The sequence below is a fragment of the Streptomyces sp. NPDC059224 genome (assembly GCF_042754285.1).
Taxonomy (GTDB): domain Bacteria; phylum Actinomycetota; class Actinomycetes; order Streptomycetales; family Streptomycetaceae; genus Streptomyces.
In genome coordinates, this window is sequence record NZ_JBHZAN010000008.1 from 17,291 (window position 1) to 36,995 (window position 19,705).

At 70.4% G+C, this 19,705-nt stretch carries 15 protein-coding genes; 5 read left to right on the top strand and 10 right to left on the bottom strand.

What is annotated here, in order from left to right; all coding sequences use genetic code 11:
• Positions 1–66: 66 nt before the first annotated feature.
• Positions 67–1,098, bottom strand: coding sequence for a BMP family ABC transporter substrate-binding protein (locus ACFXI4_RS10220; RefSeq protein WP_362715223.1), 1,032 nt, complete (start codon positions 1,096–1,098; stop codon positions 67–69).
• A 318-nt stretch (positions 1,099–1,416) separates the two neighbouring features.
• Positions 1,417–2,634, bottom strand: a complete 1,218-nt coding sequence (locus ACFXI4_RS10225) for an amidohydrolase (protein WP_384989271.1) — start codon at positions 2,632–2,634, stop codon at positions 1,417–1,419.
• Between the two features lie 262 nt (positions 2,635–2,896).
• Here ACFXI4_RS10225 and ACFXI4_RS10230 point away from each other — a divergent pair, with 262 nt between their 5' ends.
• On the top strand, positions 2,897–3,550 hold the full coding sequence (locus ACFXI4_RS10230) for a class I SAM-dependent DNA methyltransferase (protein ID WP_384989273.1): 654 nt from the start codon (positions 2,897–2,899) through the stop codon (positions 3,548–3,550).
• Between the two features lie 28 nt (positions 3,551–3,578).
• Here the strand turns inward: ACFXI4_RS10230 and ACFXI4_RS10235 are convergent, their stop codons facing one another.
• The 5 genes from ACFXI4_RS10235 to ACFXI4_RS10255 all read right to left on the bottom strand — a co-directional run bounded on the left by ACFXI4_RS10235 (position 3,579) and on the right by ACFXI4_RS10255 (position 10,063).
• Positions 3,579–4,676 (bottom strand): glutamate--cysteine ligase, encoded by a 1,098-nt coding sequence (locus ACFXI4_RS10235; protein ID WP_384989275.1) that lies wholly within the window; start codon positions 4,674–4,676, stop codon positions 3,579–3,581.
• 561 nt (positions 4,677–5,237) lie between these two features.
• Positions 5,238–6,383 carry a hypothetical protein gene (locus ACFXI4_RS10240; protein ID WP_384989276.1) on the bottom strand — a complete coding sequence of 382 codons (1,146 nt, stop codon included), beginning with the start codon at positions 6,381–6,383 and terminating at the stop codon, positions 5,238–5,240.
• A gap of 60 nt (positions 6,384–6,443) precedes the next feature.
• On the bottom strand, positions 6,444–7,379 hold the full coding sequence (locus ACFXI4_RS10245; protein ID WP_362730934.1) for an N-acetylneuraminate synthase family protein: 936 nt from the start codon (positions 7,377–7,379) through the stop codon (positions 6,444–6,446).
• 15 nt (positions 7,380–7,394) lie between these two features.
• The gene (locus ACFXI4_RS10250; protein WP_384989278.1) at positions 7,395–8,645 is read right to left on the bottom strand and encodes a cytidylyltransferase domain-containing protein; all 1,251 of its coding nucleotides are present in this window, start codon (positions 8,643–8,645) and stop codon (positions 7,395–7,397) included.
• Between the two features lie 59 nt (positions 8,646–8,704).
• Positions 8,705–10,063 (bottom strand): DUF6716 putative glycosyltransferase, encoded by a 1,359-nt coding sequence (locus tag ACFXI4_RS10255; RefSeq protein ID WP_384989280.1) that lies wholly within the window; start codon positions 10,061–10,063, stop codon positions 8,705–8,707.
• A gap of 198 nt (positions 10,064–10,261) precedes the next feature.
• Here ACFXI4_RS10255 and ACFXI4_RS10260 point away from each other — a divergent pair, with 198 nt between their 5' ends.
• Positions 10,262–11,239 carry a glycosyltransferase family 2 protein gene (locus ACFXI4_RS10260; RefSeq protein ID WP_362728728.1) on the top strand — a complete coding sequence of 326 codons (978 nt, stop codon included), beginning with the start codon at positions 10,262–10,264 and terminating at the stop codon, positions 11,237–11,239.
• On the top strand, positions 11,236–12,570 hold the full coding sequence (locus ACFXI4_RS10265) for a polysialyltransferase family glycosyltransferase (protein WP_362728726.1): 1,335 nt from the start codon (positions 11,236–11,238) through the stop codon (positions 12,568–12,570). The genes ACFXI4_RS10260 and ACFXI4_RS10265 overlap by 4 nt, the downstream gene beginning before the upstream one ends.
• Before the next feature lie 145 nt (positions 12,571–12,715).
• Here ACFXI4_RS10265 and ACFXI4_RS10270 read toward each other — a convergent pair whose 3' ends face one another.
• Entirely contained in the window at positions 12,716–15,034 is a 2,319-nt protein-coding gene (locus tag ACFXI4_RS10270; protein WP_384989282.1) for a glycosyltransferase, read from the bottom strand.
• Entirely contained in the window at positions 15,031–16,491 is a 1,461-nt protein-coding gene (locus tag ACFXI4_RS10275; RefSeq protein ID WP_384989283.1) for a glycosyltransferase family 29 protein, read from the bottom strand. The genes ACFXI4_RS10270 and ACFXI4_RS10275 overlap by 4 nt, the downstream gene beginning before the upstream one ends.
• A gap of 264 nt (positions 16,492–16,755) precedes the next feature.
• Here ACFXI4_RS10275 and ACFXI4_RS10280 point away from each other — a divergent pair, with 264 nt between their 5' ends.
• A complete protein-coding gene (locus ACFXI4_RS10280; protein WP_384989285.1) occupies positions 16,756–17,865 on the top strand; it encodes an acyltransferase family protein in 1,110 nt (369 codons plus the stop codon).
• 164 nt (positions 17,866–18,029) lie between these two features.
• Complete coding sequence (locus ACFXI4_RS10285) at positions 18,030–18,929, top strand: class I SAM-dependent methyltransferase (RefSeq protein ID WP_384989286.1); 900 nt, start codon at positions 18,030–18,032, stop codon at positions 18,927–18,929.
• 60 nt (positions 18,930–18,989) lie between these two features.
• On the opposite strand, the gene ACFXI4_RS10290 is transcribed toward ACFXI4_RS10285, so the two are convergent.
• Positions 18,990–19,646 carry a TetR/AcrR family transcriptional regulator C-terminal domain-containing protein gene (locus tag ACFXI4_RS10290; RefSeq protein ID WP_384989288.1) on the bottom strand — a complete coding sequence of 219 codons (657 nt, stop codon included), beginning with the start codon at positions 19,644–19,646 and terminating at the stop codon, positions 18,990–18,992.
• Between the last annotated feature and the right edge of the window lie 59 nt (positions 19,647–19,705).

Sequence of the window (19,705 nt, forward strand, 5' to 3'; positions counted from 1 at the left end):
GGGGCCGGCTCACCCGGTCCTATATATATGTCGGACCACTCGGCGTTGACGGATCCATATGTCTGATCACTTGGTGTTGACGGTGACCTTGCCGTCGACGATGTCCTGCTTGGCCTTCTCCACGGCCGCGACGACCTTGGTCATGGCCTTGTACTTCGGGTTGGTGTCCGCGAAGCCGACGCCACCGGTCTTGAGGGTGCCGTTGACGACACCGCTCTCCGGCTTGCCCTCGTAGACGGACTTCACCAGGTCGTACACCGCGCCGCCGACGTTCTTCAGCGCGGAGCCGAGGATGTAGTCCTTGTACTTGGCGAGCGCGTCCTGCGCGTACTGGTCGGAGTCGACACCGATCGCCCACACCTTGGCGGTGGCGGCGGCCTCGATCACGCCCTGACCGGACAGGCCTGCCGCGTGGTAGATGACGTCGGCACCGGCGTCGATCTGCCCCTGGGCGGCGGTCTTGCCCTTGTCCGGGCTGGAGAAGCCGCCCTCGGCCGCGGTCTGGGTGAGGTACTGCGACTCGATCTTGATCTTCGGATTGACCGACTTGGCGCCCTGGTCGAACCCGGCCTCGAAGGTGTGGATCAGCGGAATGTCCACGCCGCCGATGAAGCCGACGTGGTCCTTCTTGGTGGCGGAGGCGGCGGCGACACCCGCGAGGTACGACGACTGCTCGGCCGCGAAGACCATGTCGACGACGTTCTTCGCGTTGATCGTCGAGTCGTCGATCATGCCGAAGGTGATGTTCGGGTACTTGGCGGCGACCTCCTTGACGGCGGGCGCGTAGGAGTAACCGACCCCGATGATCGGGTTGTAGCCGGACTTGGCGAGGGTGTCGAGGCGCTGCACCTTGTCGGCGTCGGACTCGCCGTCCTGCGGCTCGATGTCCCGGCCGCCGATGCCGAACTCCTTCTCGGCCTTCTCGAAACCGGCGAAGGCGGCGTCGTTGAAGGACTGGTCGCCCTTGCCGCCGATGTCGTAGGCAAGACCTATGCCCTTGCCGTTGTACTTGCCGGAGGAGTTCGTGGCGGTGTCACCACTGTCCTGGCTGGACTTACCGCATCCCGCGGCGGCGAGGGCGATGACGGCGACGGTCACCGCGGCTTGGGAGACCCTCGTCCTGCGAGAGATTCCCCTAGAGACAAAACGCACAGCAAGCACCCCTTCGTCCCCACGGCACCGTCACCGGCCCGCTTCCCCAATCGGCCACCTGTGGTGGCGATTCCGGCGCACAGTAACGCGCGTAGAAGGCAAGGGGAACGGTGTTTCTCACGGCCGTTATCGAACCGTGCCGACCCCGGGTTACAGGGAGGGACCGCCGGTTACGCCGGGGTGACACAAGGGGACGAAGGAGTACCTGTCGGGTGCCTTCGTCCCCTGCGGCCGGCTGACCGTTCGCGCCGGGTTCCGCCGCACCTACCGGGTCGCGTCGAGGAGGGCGGCGGCCGTGAACAGCTCCACCCCGACCGTGATGGCCCGCTCGTCGGCGTCGAAGTCGCCCTGGTGGAGGTCGCGCACGGTCCGCTCGCCGGGCGTCCGCACCCCGAGCCGCGCCAGCGCGCCCGGCACGTGCTCCAGGTACCAGGAGAAGTCCTCGCCGCCGAGGCTCTGCTCGGTGGTCTCGATGGAGTCGGTGCCGCGCCGGGCGGTCATCGCGTCCCTCAGCAGTTCGGTGACCACCGGGTCGTTGACGACCGGCGGCACCCCGCGCACGTAGTTGATCTCGGACTTGGCCCGGTGCAGGGTCGCGACCTCGTCGATCGCCGCGTGCACCACGTCCGGCGCCTGCCGCCAGGCCTCCAGGTCCAGGCACCGCACGGTCCCGGAGAGCTCGGCGTGCTGGGGGATGACGTTGGGCGCGTGCCCGGACTCGATCCGCCCCCAGGTCACGGCGAGCCCGCTGCGGCTGTCCACGCGCCGCGCGATGAGCGCCGGCACATCGACGGCGACCCGGGCGGCGGCGGTGACCATGTCGGTGGTCAGATGCGGCCGGGCCGTGTGGCCGCCGGGCCCGTCCAGCGCCACCTCGATGCGGTCGCAGGCACTGGTGATGGCGCCGGTCCTGAGTCCGATGCGCCCGGCGTCCACCCGGGGGTCGCAGTGCACGGCGATGATCCGCCCCACGCCGTCCAGCACCCCGGAGGCGATGGCGTCGGCGGCACCGCCGGGCAGCACCTCCTCGGCGGGCTGGAAGAGCAGCCGTACGGGCCGCGGCAGCAGCCCCCGCTCGTGCATCTCGGCGAGGACGAGCCCGGCGCCCAGCACCACGGCCGTGTGCACGTCGTGCCCGCACGCGTGCGCCCGGTCCGGCACGGTGGACCGGTAGGCGCACTCGGTCTTCATGTCCGGGATGGGCAGGGCGTCGATGTCGGCGCGCAGGGCGAGCACGGGCAGCCCGTCCGCCACGGGCCCGATGTCACAGATGAGCCCGGTTCCCATAGAGAGCACCCGCGGCCTCAGACCGGCCTTTTCCAGCCGTTCCTTGATCGCGGCCGTGGTGCGGAACTCCTGGTTGCCTAGCTCGGGGTGCATATGCAGGTCGCGCCGGAAGGCTACGAGTTCGGCGTGCAGCTCCTCGCTGAGCACACCGGGGAGCACATCCCCTGGGAGGTCGGCCTCGGACTCTAGGGACATCAATTGGTTCACCCTCTGAAGGGTAGGACGCCCGGGGGGTCAACTGCCCCGAGATCAACAAAAGTTCAGCCCGTTAGGGGAAGAAAATCTGACCGCGATGGCATGACCTCGGACGTGGCTGGGTAAAACCTATGTTTCCTCTTCCACGGATACCACGCCGGACGGCAATCACGCCGTTTCTGTCCATCTTCCGGAACGGCCCCGGGCCCGGAACGGCTACTTCGTCACCCCCGGCCACGCCTGCCCGGTAGCGTGCGCGACCGTGACGGACCCGGAGACGACCGACTTCATAGAAACCACCCGTACGTCCTACGACACGATCGCCAAGGAGTACTCCGCCGCCTACCCCGGCCGCCCCGAACGGCCGGTGGACATGTCCCTGATCGGAGCGTTCGCCCAACTGGTGAAGGCGAACGGCACCGCCCCCGTGGCCGACCTGGGCAGCGGCCCCGGCCACATCACCGCCCACCTGCACGAACTGGGAGTACCGGCCTTCGGCATCGACCTCTCCCCCGCCATGATCACCCTGGCCCGGGAGGCGTACCCCGCGCTGCGCTTCCACCGGGGCTCGATGACGTCCCTGGACCTGCCCGACGCGACCCTGGGCGGCATCCTCGCCCTCTACTCGATCATCCACATCCCCGACGCCCACCTCCCGGCGACCTTCGCCGGCTTCCACCGCGTCCTGGTTTCCGGCGGCCATGTCCTGCTGGCCTTCCAGAAGGACGAGCGGCCCGGCCTCCACCTCACCGAACGCTTCGGCCACGAGATCGACCTCCGCTACTACTGGCGCCCCGCCTACGCGGTGAGCGACATGCTCGTCAAGGCGGGCCTGGAGGTGGCGGCCACCCTGATCCGTGAGCCGCTCGACGGGGAGAAACGGCCCCGGGCGTTCGTCCTGGCCCGCAAGCCCTGACGGCACCGGGGCGCGGCGGCCGGGGGCATCAGATCTGCGCGATCTGAGTACGGCGCACGGACTCGGTGACGACGTCCCGCAGGCTGTCGGTGTCCGCCAGCAGCCGCCGCTGCTCGTCGGCGCCGTTGCCGTCCCGCAGCAGCCGCTGGACGCCCTCTTCCGCCATCGCCAGGTCGCCGCTGTCCGCGAGGGCGTCCCGGGTGTGCGCCAGCAGGGCGTCCAGTACCTCCTGCGCCGCCCGGGGCCGCAGGGTGACGGGGTCCAGCAGTTCACCGCCGAGGCCCGAGCGGGCGGCCCGCCAGCCGGCCAGGCGGGCCGGCCCCACCCCGTGGTCGACGGGTTCCCGCCCGGCCCGCCACTCCCGCGCGGCGGTCTCCACGAGGGCACGGGCGAAGGTGGCCACGAGCACGGCGGTCCCGGCGCGCAGGCACACGTCGGCGACCCGGATCTCCACGGTCGGATAGCTCCGGGCGAGCCGGGCGTCGAAGTAGACCATGCCCTCGTCCAGGATGACGCCGGTGGCGACCATGTCCGCGACCAGCCGGTGGTACCGGTCCGCGGAGCCGAACAGTTCCGTGGGCCCGGCGGACGGCCAGCGCGCCCACACCCGGCTGCGGTAGCTGGCGTACCCGGAGTCCCGGCCCTGCCAGAAGGGTGAATTGGCGCTGACGGCGACCAGCACCGGCAGCCAGGCCCGCACCCGGTCCAGGACGCCGACCCCCTCCTCGTCCGACTCCACGGACACGTGCACATGGCACCCGCAGACCAGTTGCTCCCGGGTGGCGATCCCGTACTGCTCGGTCATCCACTGGTAGCGCCGGTTGACGCTGACGGAGGGACTGACCGGCAGCGGCGAGCTGGCCAGTGCGGCCACCGCGCACCCGAGCTCCCCGGCGAGCCGGGCGGCCTCCTTGCGGCACCGCACGATCTCCTCGCCGAGCTCCGTCATCCGCGACTGCGGCTGGGTGGCGAACTCCAGCATCTGGCCGTAGAGCTCCTTCTCGAAAACGTCCTGCCCCGGATCCGCCAGCGCGGCCCGGGCCAGCACCGCGGCCGCCGACGCCTTGGGCTCCCCCGAGTCCGGGTCGACGAGCAGAAGCTCCTCCTCCACTCCGACGGTACGCACGCGATCCAGCCCTCCGTCCGCGCCACCACCGAACGCGGCAGCCTCCGCACCCCGACTTCCCACGACGGCCGGGTGGACACCTGCCGGGCCGCTCCGCCGGCGGGTGTCACCGGAAGTACGCCGGCCCCACCGTCTCGCCATCCCCGGCGGAGAGGGGACCTGACGCCGGTCCGGCGGCCCGGCGCGGGCGGTGCCCCCGGTGGACCCGTCCTCGGCGACACGGGCGGACTCCTCTCGTTGCGCGGTGTCGAGGCGCTGCAGGAACGCGGCGACCGCGACGGCCGGGAGCTCGACCGGAAGGGACCGGAAGGGACCGGAAGAGAGAGGAAGCTCTCGATTGGGGCGTCGCGGGGCAGTGGGTCGAGCTCTCCGCCCGGGGCAGCGGCCGGCGGCGAGGACGCCCGGACGGACGAGGAGACCGCGGCCGTGCGCGACCGGCTCCGCGCGGGGCCGGGGCTGTGGGGAGGGCCCCGCGCGTGAGGCGGTCACCGGCCGATCGCTTCCAGGTGCCGTCCACGCACGGCCCGCTCCACGTCCAGGGTCCCGCTGTCCGGCCGAGGGTTATGCCGGGCTCGCCACCGTCGTCAGGCGGTGGACGTCCTTCGCCGTGCCGGTGACCCCGGAGAGGAACCCCTGGGCGCGCGGCGACGCGTTGTCCGTCAGCCACGCCGGGTCGATGTCGCAGACGGCGACCCGGACGCCCGTGCCGGCCAGGGCCAGTGGGAGGGTGTGGACGACCGTCGAGGGGAAGCTCAGGATCGTACGGCCGATCGGGCCGCGGCGGGCGATCAGTTCGAGCGGGAGGTCCGGGCGGACTATCTCCAGCCCCGTCTCGGCCGCGAGGCGGTGCAGCTTGTCCGTGCTCTCCCGGCGGTGGGCGAAGTAGCGGGTCGCGCCGTGGGTCTTCGCCAGGGACCGGACGGCCTCCAGATAGCGGTCGCCGTCCACTACGCCGGTCTCCACCAGCGAGGTGCCGACCATGTCGGCGCCCTTGGTGATGCGCGGCGGGCCGAAGCGGGCGCGGGTCCAGCCGAAGTCGTTCGCGGTGACCGTCACGCCCGCCGGGGTCTCCGTCACCGGCATGGAGGAGAAGACCTCCACGTGGCGGCGGTCGCTGGGCGTGAGGCGGCGGCGCGCGGAGGAGGAGACCGGGGCGAAGAGCAGGTCCCGGGCGCCCGGGCGGCCGCCCTTGCGGTGCCAGCGGACCAGGCGTTCGCCGCGCGCCAGCTGGGCGACGAACTCCATCGTCGCCGTGCCGTCGTCGACGACGACCAGGTCACGGGCGCGGGTGATCGTCAGCAGGAGCTGTACGTAGCGGGAGAAGGGGTCGCCCATCACGATGCGGTCGGCCCGGCGGAGCGAGCCCGCCAGGCCGCCGATCGTCTGGAAGGGGGCGGCGGTGCCGCCCCGTGCTTCCTCCCAGCGGACCCGGTAGCCCTCGTCCCGGGCCAGGTCCGCCATACGGCGCAGCTGGCCCCGGGTCATGGGGTCCGTCGGGGACAGGACGACGATCGTGAGTTCCGCCCCGGGTGCCGCCGCCGATATGGCGACCGATGCGCGGCGGGCCTGCGGGGGCACCGTCGGCAACGGGTCCACCGCCCCGCGCAGGGCGTGGACATGCGCCCACTCCAGCACGTTCAGCAGCTGCACCGGACTCTCGACGAACGCGAGTGTGGGGGGGCCGGGGTTCCCGGCGCGGAGGCTCATCGACGTACGACCGTCCCGTCGTCGTAACACAACAGACGTAACTTCAGGGATTCAGCGGTGTCAGACCTGGACCGGCTCGCCGGCGGCCGCGGCGATCTCCGCCTCGGCGACGACACCGGGGACACGGCGCAGCTTCTTCATCGGGCCGAGCTCGGAGTCGTAGACCTTCTTGACGCCGTCACCGAGGGAGGCCGAGATGGTGCGGATGTCGCGGACCAGGCGGACGAGGCCCTGCGGCTCGACGGAGGCGGCCTGGTCGGAGCCCCACATCGCGCGGTCCAGGGTGATGTGGCGCTCGACGAAGGTGGCGCCGAGGGCGACCGCGGCGAGGGTGGTCTGCAGGCCCGTCTCGTGGCCGGAGTAGCCGATCGGGACGTTCGGGTACTCCTTCTCCAGCGTGTTGATCACGCGGAGGTTGAGCTCCTCGGCCTTCGCCGGGTAGGTGGAGGTGGCGTGGCAGAGCAGGATGTTGTCCGAGCCGAGGACCTCGACCGCGTGGCGGATCTGCTTCGGGGTGGACATGCCGGTGGAGAGGATGACCGAGCGGCCGGTGGCGCGCAGCGCCTTCAGGAGCTCGTCGTCCGTCAGGGAAGCGGAGGCGACCTTGTGGGCCGGGACGTCGAACTTCTCCAGGAAGGCGACGGCCTCGGTGTCCCACGGGGAGGCGAACCAGGCGATGTTCTTGGTCTTGCAGTACTCGTCGATCTGGCGGTACTCGTCCTCACCGAACTCCACGCGGTGGCGGTAGTCGATGTAGGTCATGCGGCCCCAGGGGGTGTCACGCTCGATGTCCCACTGGTCGCGCGGGGTGCAGATCTCCGGGGTGCGCTTCTGGAACTTGACGGCGTCACAGCCGGCCTCGGCGGCGACGTCGATCAGCTTGAAGGCGTTCTCCAGCTCACCGTTGTGGTTGATGCCGATCTCGCCGCAGATGTAGACGGGCTGACCGGGGCCGACCTCACGGGAACCGAACTGGCGCAGACGGGAGTTGCTCATGACTGTGGGGTGTCCTTACTTCGGGAGGGAATCGAGAGAGGGGCCGAGGATCCAGCTGGCGATCTCTCGGATCGCGCCGTCGCCACCCGGGACGGTGGTGACCGCGCGTGCGGCGCCGCGTACGACGTCGTGGGCGCTCGCGACCGCCACGGGCCAGCCCACGAGGGCGAAGCACGGGAGGTCATTGACGTCGTTTCCGACGTAGAGCACGCGCTCGGGAGCGATGCCCTGCTCCTCGCACCACTGCTTGAGGGCGAGGTCCTTGCGGTCGATGCCGTGCAGGACCGGGATCTGCAGCTTCCGGGCCCGGGCGGCGACGACCGGGTTCTGCTCCGTGGAGAGGACCAGCATCCTGAGCCCGCTCTTTCGCAGGGCGGCGATGCCGAGTCCGTCGCCGCGGTGCACGGAGACGAACTCCTTTCCATCGGCGTCGATCAGCACCCGGTCGTCGGTCTGGGTGCCGTCGAAGTCCAGTACGACCGCGTCGATGTCGTCGGCGGTCGGCAGCGAACCGGGGCGGTCCGCGTCGAAGAGGCCGGCCAGCGCGCGGGCGCGGGCCAGGTCGTGCGGGTCGTCGATCTCCAGGACGCGGGCCGGGTCGGTGCGCACCAGCTCGGTCCGGCCGAAGAAGCGGTGCCGGTGCTCGCGGAAACCGTCGGCGCGCATCGCGTAGGCGGCGCCGGTCTCCAGGAAGTCCTGGGGGCGGTCCTGGCGGCGGGGGCGGAACGACTTGTCGTGGTTGACGCCGAAGCCGCCGCCGGCGGCGGCCGCGTCGGCACCGACCGGTACCGGGGCGTCCACCTCGTCACGCCACACGAAGCCGTGGAAGGGCGCCACGGTCAGGGCCGTGTCGGCGCCGTTCTCGACGATCGCGCCGGCCACCCCGTCGACGTCCTCACGGATGATGAACGGGCTGGTGCACTGCACGAGCAGCACCACGTCGACCGGGGCGCCGTGCAGCGCCTCGTGGGCGTCCATGGCGTGCAGGACGGCGGCCTCGGAGGTGGCGGTGTCACCGGCGATGGCGGCGGGGCGCAGCACCACCTCGGCGCCGGCGGACCGGGCGGCCGCGGCGATCGCCTGGTCGTCCGTGGAGACGACGACGTCGGTCACCAGCCGGGAGGCGCGGCACTCGCGCACGGCACGGGCGACCAGCGGGACGCCGCCGACCGGGAGGAGGTTCTTCGCGGGCACGCCCTTGGAGCCGCCGCGCGCGGGGATCACGGCCAGTACCCGGGGTACGACGGCCGTCTCGGGGTGGGGCATCGGCTCTGTTCCTTCAAGTCCGTCAGGCGCCGGTGACGCCTGGTTCGGGATCCGGTCGCTCACAGCTCTCCCATTCGTCGGATCACCGGGGCCACCCGCTGGACGCCGTGGCGGTAGGCGCCGCGTGCGGCCCGGCGCACGATCTGGCGGACGGGACCCGGTGCCTTGTCGGCCGCGGGCGCACCGGGCAGCGGCACGCCGTCCGGGCCGAGGTGGTGGCGGGCCAGGATGCCGGGCAGGTAACCGGGCGCGGTCTCGGGTGTGTAGTACGGGTTCAGGGGCGGCAGGCCGCCGGGCCGGGCGAGCAGCTTGGCGATCCGCTCGCGGCCGGCGTCGAACGCGGTGGCGTAGGAGCCGTCGGCCGCCACGCCCTGCCGTGAGACCCACTCGGCGTCGGGCACCGGGCGGTGTCCGGCGTCGAGCTGGTCCCAGGAGGCGAGGCAGCCGGAGCCGACGAAGTGGTGGTTGCCGAGCGTCTCGCGGACCCCGAGGTCGCTGAGGATCACCGTGGGGATCCGCCGGTGCAGGGCTTCCAGAGCGGCCGTCGAACTGATGGTGACGAGAAGGTCCGTGCGGTCGAGCACCTCGCCCATGTGCCCGTACACCAGGCGGAAGTTGGCGGGCACGTCCTTGCCCTGGACCAGCTTCTGGTACGGCAGTTCCTCGATGTGGGTGGTGTGCTCGCCGGGCTTGGAGCGCAGCTTGAGCAGCACCTCCCGCTCGGGGTGCCGACGGGCGTGCTGGATGAGTCGGTCGAGCAGGTACGTACGGTCCTTGCGGCTCTCCGGGACCGAGGGCTGGGCCGCGAACACCACGGTGCAGGGCTCGTGTTCGCCCTCGTAGGGCTCGCCGCCGAGGAACGGCAGCGCGACCTCGGTCACCGCGGAGGAGTCGGCGCCGACCCCCTCGTACACGGCCCGGAACCGGTCCGCGTCCTGGCGGGAGTTGGCGAGGACCAGGTCCGCGCCGTGCCGCAGCAGCAGGCCGTCGGCGAGCTTCTCGTAGACGACGCCGACGTAGCCGGTGACGACGACGGGCCGCTTCGCGCGGCCGGCGAAGACGCTCCGCAGCCCGTGCAGCATCGCCTGCACCCCGCCGCCGACGAGGGAGAGCACGAGCAGGTCGTACGACTCCGGGCCCTCGGGGCCGGCTTCCGTGCCCGAGGGCCCGGCTTCCATGGCACGCAGGAACTCGACGGCCGTCACTTCGCGGAGCGAGTCCGCGTGGACGCCGACTTCCTGGAGCTGGCGGGCGGTGGGGGTGGCACGGCCCCGCAGGAGGTAACCGTCGAGCCGGACGTCCGGACAGTCGCTTTCGTCGGGGATCAGGCGCTTCGCGGTGAGCGCCCCCCACTTCCACCGAGTATCGGAATCCGCCAGGACGGCCACCCGCAGGGACTTCGTTGCACTTGCTGGCACACCGAAGACGCTAGGAAGCCATTCCGAGGATCTCCCGAACCCGAATCCAACAAAGGGTTAACAACACACCGCCGAATGGCGAATCAGCCCGGGATAAGGATCCAAAAAGCCCTGATTCATAGCTTCGACACATGTCGTTCACCTGATGTCAAGACAGCGGTCAGGACGGATGACGGGCGCCCCTCTAACGTCCACCACGTGGTCAAGCTCTCCGTCATCGTGCCGTTCTACAACGTGCAGCAATACGCGCCCGACACCCTGAGGAGCCTGCGCGCGAACGCGCGTGAGGACTTCGAATTCATTCTCGTCGACGACTGTTCGACCGACGGGACACCAGAGATTCTCGCGCGAGCCGAGCGCGAGCTGCCAGGCGCGGTCCGTGTCAGACACGAGCTGAACGGGGGGCTGGCCACCGCGCGCAACACCGGCATCGACAGAGCGCGCGGCGAGTACGTCACCTTCCTGGACGGCGACGACTGGCTCGCACCGGGCTACTACCCGCAGTTGGTGGATGCCGTCGAGGCCCTGGGCTGCGACTTCGTCCGCACCGACCATGTGCAGTGCACCGCCCGCGCACGCGCCGTGCACAGGGTGCCGGTCGGCCGGCGCGACGTGGTGCTCAACCCGCGGGAGGCGATCCTGCCGACCGACAAGACGACCTCCGTCGACTACGCGTACGCGTGGGCCGGGGTCTACCACCGCCGCCTGGTGGACAAGGGCCTCGTCCACTTCACGGACGGGCTGCGCACGGCCGAGGACCGGCCGTGGATCTGGAAGCTGCACCGGGAGGCCGAGTCCTTCGCGGCGGTGAACCTGCTCGGCGTCTTTTATCGGCGTGGCGTAGCCTCGTCACTCACGCAGATCGGCGACGTCCGTCAGCTCGATTTCATTCGCGCGTTCGACCAGGTGATCGAGGAAACTGCACAGGACGCCGACGCGAAGGAACTCCTGCCGAAGGCCGTCCGGACCTACTGCGCCATCATTTCCCATCACCTGGGATCCATCGAAAGGTTCGAGCCCGCGGTGGCGAAGAAGCTGAAATCCATGAGTGCCGCCGCGCTGCGGCGCATGCCGCAGGACGTACTGGACGAGGCCCTGGACTCCATGGACCTCCAGCGCGCCACCAAGCTGCGCCGGCTGCGCCGCCGTCCCGCTCCCGCGGGGGCCGCCGCGTGACCACCCAGATCTTCCAGGCGTCCACCCTCTACGGCACGGCCACCCTCGCCGCCGCCCTGGACTCCGGCGCCTTCCGCCCGGCCGACCGGCGCATCCTGCTGGTCTGCAACAACGCGGCCACCCCGGAGACCACCCCGGGCCTGGACGAGGCGCCGGGCTTCGAGCGGCTGCGCGACCGCTTCGACGACATGATCTCGTACAACGAGACGATCTTCCCGTTCCACCCGGGCGGCTGGGCCCCGCGCATCGAGGACCTCCCCCTGTGGGAACGCTTCCTGCGCCACGAGTGGCGACTCGGTGACGACGACGTGGAACTCGCCGTCGAGTCCATCCAGGTCAACCCCTCGCTGAGCCTCACCCAGATGTTCACCGGCGCCCCGGTCACGGTCTACGCCGACGGCCTGATGAGCTACGGACCGACCCGCAACAAGATCGATCCGCTGGTCGGCACCCGGGTGGACCGGGTCCTCCACCTCGACCTGGTGCCCGGCCTGAAGCCCATGCTGCTCACCGAGTTCGGTGTCCCGGGCGAGGTCGTACCGACCGCGGCCTTCACCAAGGTGCTGGCCGAACTGGCGCCCAGCGGCGACGAGTTGCCGCAGATCGAGGAACCGGCCATGCTGCTCGGCCAGTACCTCTCCGCCATCGGTGTCCTCTCCCCCGAACAGGAGGAGGACCTGCATGTGCGGATGCTGAAGGGTGCCGTCGAACTCGGCCACACCAAGGTCGTGTTCAAGCCGCACCCCTCCGCCCCGGCCCGCTTCGTGCACACCCTGGAGCAGGAGGCCGAGAAGCTCGAGGTCGACCTCACCGTGCTGGACACCACGGTCCTCGCCGAGGTGCTGTACCAGAGGATGCGCCCCGCGCTGGTCGTCGGCTGCTTCTCCACCGCGCTGCTCACCGCGTCCGCGCTGTACGGCCTGCCGACCGCCCGGATCGGCACCGACACGCTCCTGGACAGGCTCATCCCCTACGAGAACAGCAACCGGGTCCCGGTCACCGTCGTCGACGCGCTGCTGCCCTCGCTCACCGACCGCAAGGCCGTCGAGGAGCAGCGCGCGCTGCTGACCGTCGGGGAACTCACCGAGCTGCTGCGCGCGGTGGGGTTCGCGATGCAGCCGAAGATCCACCCGCAGCTGCGCGGGGAGACCGAGCGCTACCTCACCAAGCACCTCAACGACACGACCATCCGCTACTTCAAGCGCAAGCGCCTGACCTCGCTCGCGCTGCCCGGCGGGCTCCCGGCCCAGCTGGGCTTCCTGCCGCGCAACGCGACGGTGCGGCGGATGGCCCGCAAGGCGCGCAATCTGCGGCGGGTCGTGCGGCGGTAGCTCCGCCGGTGGCGCCGAGTCACTCGTCTGCGGCGCCGTCGTGGCTGGTCGCGGCCGCGCGGCGGCAGCCGCATCTGCAATACAGCCCGCGCCCCCTTGGGGCGCTGCCCTGGGGGCGGGCCCGATACGGGCCCGCCCCTTCGGGCTATCGGCCCAGGATCTTCTTGATCGTGGCCGCGTTCTCCTCGGTGACCTTCCACAGCTGCTGCTGCCGGTCGTGCACGTCGGCGACCGTACGGCTGTGGTTGTCGAGGATGCCGATCGCGCGCTCGGTGAGGATGTCGCCGAGGTCGCGCTCGTGCACCGAGACACCCCACTCGGGCCGCTCGATGTCGTCGAGGAAGTACGCCATCTTCGGGTGCGAGATCAGCGAGACGATGGGCGTGCCGACCCCGAACGGGATCATGCCGGCGTGCCCGCGCATGCCGATGACCAGGCGGGTCTTGGCGTACGTCTCACGGATCTCGTCGTTGGAGAAGTCGTACATCGGGATCACCGGCAGCGAGATGCCGTGCTCGCGGCGCAGGTCGAAGGCGATCTTCTCGTCGTCCAGCGAGTGCGCGACGCACTTGACCTCGGTGTGCGCGCCGATCCTGCGGACGGCCTTGGCCATCTGGGCGAGGAAGTGCCCGTAGTCGTGGCCGAAGCGCAGACCCGCGCGGTCGTAGGCCGCGTTGAGCATCACCGTGTCCTCGCGGTACGACGGGTCGGTCCAGCCGGGCACCAGCTGGCGCATGACCGTGGTGGGGCAGGGCTGGAAGACGACCTTGTCCTGGAGCTCCGGCGGGAGCATGCCGCGGACCTTGGCGATGGAGCCGTGGTTGCGCAGGCCGAAGAAGGACGACTTCTCGACCAGCAGCCGCAGGCTCTCGTTGAACCGGGTGGCCCGGTAGGACTGGCCGTCGAAGGCGTTGAAGCCGACCGCGTAGATCATGATCGGGACGTCGATGGCGCGCAGGTGCTCGTCCGGGACGTTCCACTGCCAGGCGCTGTTGCCGTTGGGCATGGTGTCCGGGATGAACAGGCCGCCGCCGCCGATGACCAGACCCCGGCGGGCGTTGACCCGCTCCAGGGCGGCCTGGTCGAAGTAGCGGTGGGCGTGCACCGAGTGCCAGCGGCGGGAGGTGGTGTCCGGACCGAAGCCGAGCCGGACGGTCTCCGGGAGCAGCTTGTCGCCCGCGTTGCCCTGCCGGTCCATGTAGAACGCGACGTGCGCCAGCTGGTCCTCGGCGCTGCCCTGCTCCTGGGAGGGGACGGCCGCCGCGCGCTGGGCCCACAGGCGGCTGGAGCGGTGCGTGGGGTCGACGGTGAGGCCGGCGGTGGCGTACCGCAGGGCCTCGGTGTTGTCGCCGTGCACCCAGGCCATCTGGGCGAGCCGGGAGAAGGCGGTCGCGGCCCGGTTGGGGGCGGCGGAGGCGAGCAGCAGCTGGGTCTTGGCCTCGTCGTAGCGGGAGACGCTCATCAGGGCGTGCCCGAGCACCTCGTGCGGCCAGGCCTCGTCCAGGGGGATGCGGACGGAGCCGAGGACGTCGACGGCGTCCTGGTAGTCGCCGGCCGCGATGTGCGCGGCGGCCACCTTGCGGGCGATCTCGACGTCACCGGTGCGCTTGACGTGCGGGGCGCCGAAGTGGACGACCAGGTCGTGGTGGAGACCTCCGGAGGAGGCGAAGTACGCCGCGTGGAAGTCGGCGTCGTTCATGTCGAACTCGCGCCAGCGGTCCTCGGCCTGCGCGTAGCCGGACTCACCGCCCTGCCAGGGCTTGTGCCGTCCGGTGAAGTGCAGGATCTTCGTCTCCTCCGGGACCGGGAGGTCGCCGGAGAGCCGCCGCTTGACGAAGTTGTACTTGGCGTCGAGGCGGACGAAGTCGCCGTCCAGGACGGCGTTCAGGATGCCCTGGTCGTGCTTGTCCAGCTCGTACTCGCCGTTGCGGCCGGTCTTGTCGATCTTCGCGCAGAACTCGTCGGAGAGGTACTCCTTCTGGATCACCAGAAGACCGGAGTTCAGCTTGTGCTGCCCGTAGAAGAACTGCGGTACGGCCGCGAGGCCCTCGCGCAGCTCCAGGAGCTCGCCGAGACCGCCGAGGACCACCATGTCGGTGTCCAGGGTGATGATCGTGTCGTACTCGCGCAGCCGGAAGACGTCGAGGATGAAGTACGCCTTGCGGACCAGGTAGTTGTCCTGGTCGCCCTTGACGTACGAGTCGTAGTGCGTGTCGTTGACCCGCTGGAGCACGATGCGCGGGTGCAGGGCGCGGATCTTCGCGACGGAGGCCGGGCGCAGGTCGTCGTAGAGCACGACGAAGTCCTCGCAGACGCCCGGGTTGGACAGCGCGAGGCTGCGCAGCAGCACCAGGAAGCCGGGGAGGTAGTTCTCGTCCACGTAGGACGCGAACGCGATCCGGCGCTTCTTGGTGAGGGCGCTCGCGTTGGTGTTCGGTATCGCCGGGGTGAAGGTCGTCGTCATCGCAGGGAGATCCTCATGTCGCTCACGCCCTGGGCCCGCTGCATGACCCAGTCCTTCTCGCTGGTGTATTCGTGCACGGAGGTGATGGCCAGCTTCATGGCCTCCTGCACGCGGTAGGCGCCGCTCTCGTAGAAGTCGAACCCGATCAGGTCCAGGGTCGGGCTGACGTCGAGGAAGTCCAGCAGCCAGAGCATGTTGAAGCCGGAGGTCGGGATGCCCGACCAGGCGTCGGCGCCGATCTGCCCGATGTTCCGCATCGGCCAGCGCAGCGACTCGTCGCCCAGGTACTTCTGGGCACCGGGCACCAGCTTGTTGCGCAGCGAGTGCTTCCAGTCACCGGAGACGCCGCCGAAGATCAGCCGGGTGGTCACCGGCTTCTCCCAGTTGAAGGCGTGCTTGTGGATGCTGACGTGGATGTCGGTGCGCTCGCCGGTGTGCTTCGGGTCGATCTTGTACGAGTTGAAGCGCACGACCAGGTCGTAGTCGTCGATCTCCCTGCCCATGCCGCTCATGCCCACCCGGCCCGAGTTGGCGATCAGGCAGATCGACTTGCCGGCGATCTGGTTGCGGAACTCCCCGAGGGTGATCCACTGCACACCGTCGAAGGTCGGGTTGCCGACCGGGCCGCGCATCCGGTTGCGGCGCTGCTCGGAGTAGAGCGCGACTGCCTCGGCGAGACCGGGGTCGTTGCCCTCGGCGATCCGCAGGTCCAGGTACTGGCTGAGCAGCTCCTGGCGGTCGTCGACCGGGGCCTCGTCCTCGGCGAGGGCCAGCAGGGCGCCGACCAGGCGGGGCTCGGCGGACTTCCAGTCGCCGGCGGCCTGGAGGGCGAGGCCCTCGGCCCAGACGGCGGTGGCGGGCTCGCGCCGGTACTCGGCGGCGGCCGGCACCTGGCGTCCGAGGAGGGCGAGGAGCTCGTTCTCGCGCTCACCGGCGCGGCGCATGCCGCTGATCCGGTTGGCGACACCAAAGCCGTCGTCCTTGGTGAGTTCGAGGTAGCGCTCGTAGGCCTCCACGGCCTCGCTCTCCTCGCCCAGGCCCTCCAGGATGCGGGCACGCAGCCGCCAGCCGGCCCGGGAGTTCCTGCGCTGGGCGAGCACGGTGTCGCTGATGACCAGGGCCAGGTTCAACTCGTCGCCGTAGCCGCACTCCAGGGCCTTGTTGGCGACGGCGAGCAGGGCGTCCAGCAGGTCGTTGTTGATACCGCCGGACGGGGTCGCGGCGCCCTTGACGGCTCGCTTGAGGAGAGCGGTGGCGCCACCGGCCGGGGCCGGCGCGGGGGTGGTGGTGCCCTCGGTGGCCACCACCACGAGCAGCTTGCGCAGCTGCTCGGCGAGTTCGCCGCGACGACGGTCGAGGCTGCCGACGAGTTTGCCGCTGTGCACGGCGCAGGCGTGCAGGCACTCGTCGAGATCCCCTCCGCGTGCAGGTGCCCGCCTGTTCTGGACCCTCGTCATAGCTCTCCTGATTTTGCCAAGCGAAGCTTGGGTTTAACTGCTGCGTGTGATGGGTTTACCCGCACCTAGGGGGTGGATGGAGAAACTAGGAAGCTAAAACGACCATAGGGTTAACAAGTCGGGACGCCCGAGGGAATCATTGGGCTGTCAACCAAGTCGATCCTGTGATTCGCCCAGGTGCAGGACTTGTACCCCACTCTTACCGGGGTCTTGCGAAACAGATCTGATGATTAACTGCCCAGGTCCGGGTAAGCTCCCCGGACCATGCCCCCCGTGACCTCCACTCTGGCGCCCCCGCCTGCGACAATCCCGGCCGTCACGGCTCCGCCCGCACGGCCCCGCCCCCGACTCCAGGCCCTCGACGGACTGCGGCTCCTGGCCGCCCTGATGGTCTGCCTGTACCACTACACCGGCCGCGGCGGAGTCGTCTCCGCGTCCTGGCACCAGAACCCCGGCCAGATCTTCCCGACCCTCCACAAGGCGGCCGTGTACGGCTGTCTCGGCGTCGAGTTCTTCTTCGTGATCAGCGGCTTCGTGATCTGCATGAGCAGCTGGGGCCGGTCCCTCGGCGACTTCTTCCGCTCCCGTGTCGCCCGCCTCTACCCCGCCTACTGGGTCGCGCTGGCGCTGGTCACCGGCGCGTCCGTGCTGCTGCCCGCCGTCGTGCACCCGGTGCGCGCCGACGAGTTCCTGGTCAACCTCACCATGCTCCAGCAGCCGATGGGCGTGCCGCGCGTGCTGGGCGTCTGCTGGACGCTCTGGGTCGAGGTGCGGTTCTACGCGCTGTTCGCGCTGACCGTCGTCCTGCCGGGCGTCACCTACCGCCGGGTCGTGCTGTTCTGCTCGGTCTGGACCCTGGCGACCGTCCTGTCCACCGCCGCCGGCGGCCCCTGGACCGACCTGGTCGTGATGCCGGAGTACGCCCCGTACTTCATCGGAGGGCTGGCCCTCTACCTGGTCCACCGCTTCGGCAGCCGGCCGCTGTCCTGGTCCATCGTGGCGTGCTCCTGGATCCTCGGGATGCGGCTGACCACCGAGGGCCTGTGGCACCACGGCGCCCCCCGGAACCCGTACGTGGCGATGGCCGTGATCACCTTCGCGTTCGCCGCCGTTGCGGCCGTGGCGGCGGGCTGGACGCGCCGGGCGACCTGGTCCTGGCTGACCACGGCCGGAGCGCTCACGTACCCGTTCTACCTGGTCCACGAGCACCTGGGCTGGTTCGTGATCCGGGTGCTGCACCGGGGCTGGGGGGTGCCGCCGTGGGCCACGCTGGCACTGACGGTCCTCTCCATGCTGGGCCTGGCCTGGCTGATCAACCGGCAGGTCGAGAACCGGTTCGGACCGAGATTGAAAAGGTCCCTGAAAAACTCCTAGTTCCCCTCCCATTCACATCCCGTCAACCATGCGATGTTGGCCCGCCGTTCATTTCTCCTTGGGTTTCGGAGCGGTGCGGCGGGCAGGCACCTTGAGACCTTGCGCCGCACAGGTTTTCCGCAGGTTTCCCACAGACCTCCGTCCCGAGGGAGTGCCTCCTCCGCATGGCCACCACCCAGGAAACGACCCGACCGCCCCGCCGCCTCGACGACGTCCCGGGCTGGTTCCCGGTGCTCGACCAGATGCTGTTCGACTGGTTCCTCGACCGCCAGGAAGACTCCGGCGTCGGCGGCGACCTGCTGGAGGTCGGCGTCTACCTGGGCAAGAGCGCGATCTTCACGGGGCGGCACCGCCGGCCCGGCGAGACCTACACGGTCTGCGACCTGTTCGAGGGCGACGCGCCGGACGCGGCCAACCGGGCCGAGTCGACGAAGTCCTACGCCAAGCTGACCCGGCATCTCTTCGAGGAGAACTACCTCGCCTTCCACGACGAGCTGCCCCGCGTGCTCCAGGGCCCCAGCTCGCTCGTCCGCGGCGAAGTGGAGCCCGGCAGTTGCCGGTTCGTGCACATCGACGCCTCGCACCTGTACGAGCACGTGCACGACGACATAGGGACCGCCCGCGATCTGCTGCTGCCGGACGGGATCGTGGTCCTCGACGACTTCCGCTCCGAGCACACCCCCGGGGTCTCCATAGCGGCGTGGGAGGCGGTACTCAACCGCGGGCTGCGCCCCGTCTGCATCAGCACGCAGAAGCTGTACGGGACGTGGGGCGACCCGCGGCCGGTACGGGAGGAGCTGATCGAGATGGCGCGGGGGCGGAGCGACTGCCGTCTGAGCGTGCAGGAGGCCGCCGGGCACCGGATCATACGGCTGAAGTCGAAGGGGATGCGGGGGCCGGAGTTTCCCGGGTCCCGCTACGCGGACGTGCCGGGGGCGCCGCCGGTGCCCGAGCCGGTTTCCGCGGCGGTGACGGGGGTCCGGCGGCGCAGCCGGGTGCGGCGGGTGGCGGTGGACCTGCTGCCGCCCGTCCTGACGCGGGCGCTCCGCAGGGCGATGCGGTAACCCGCCGGGGCTCGTGCGGGTGCGGGTGAGCGGGGGCCGGTCGCGCAGCCCCTCGCGCCGCTACGGGGGCGCCTGGCGGTACCGTGCCTCCACTCCCCCGATGATGATCTCCAGGCCCGTCTCGAACTGGCTGCCGTAGTCGGTGAAGATCTCCCGGCCCGCGGCCGCCGACAGGGGGAAGTCGGCCAGCAGGCGGGCTCGCTCCTCCACGTCGTAGCCCTCCCGGCGTTCACCCGGGAGCGGCTGGACGCCCTGTTCCTCGGTGACGAAGCCGATGGTGTACGCGTTGACCGTCGCGCCGATCACGGCCGCCTGCGCGAGGGTGAAGCCCGCCTGCGTCATGACACGCAGGTACGCCTCCTGGTCGGGGGCGTGGTCGATGCCCGTGAAGCGTGAGCCGCTGTAGACCTTGGCGCCGTCGCGGTAGCCGAGCAGGGCCGCGCGCAGCCCGCCGCTCATGGTGCGCAGCACGTGCTGCCACGTACCGGCGGGGTCGAGCCGCGCGTCCGCGGCCATCCGGCGGTACATCTCCGTCGCCATCTCGTCGAGCAGCGCCTGTTTGTCCTTGAAGTGCCAGTACAGGGCCGGCGCCTTGACGTCCAGCTCCTTGGCGATGGCCCGCAGGGTCAGCCCGTCCAGACCGACCTCGTTCAGCAGGCGCAGGGCCGTGCCGGCGACCCGGCGGCGGTCGAGGGGTGCGCGTCGTTCCGTACTCACGCTTGACAGCTTAACAGCGTTAAGTGCAGCCTTGCGGGCAACGGAACTTAACGGCGTTA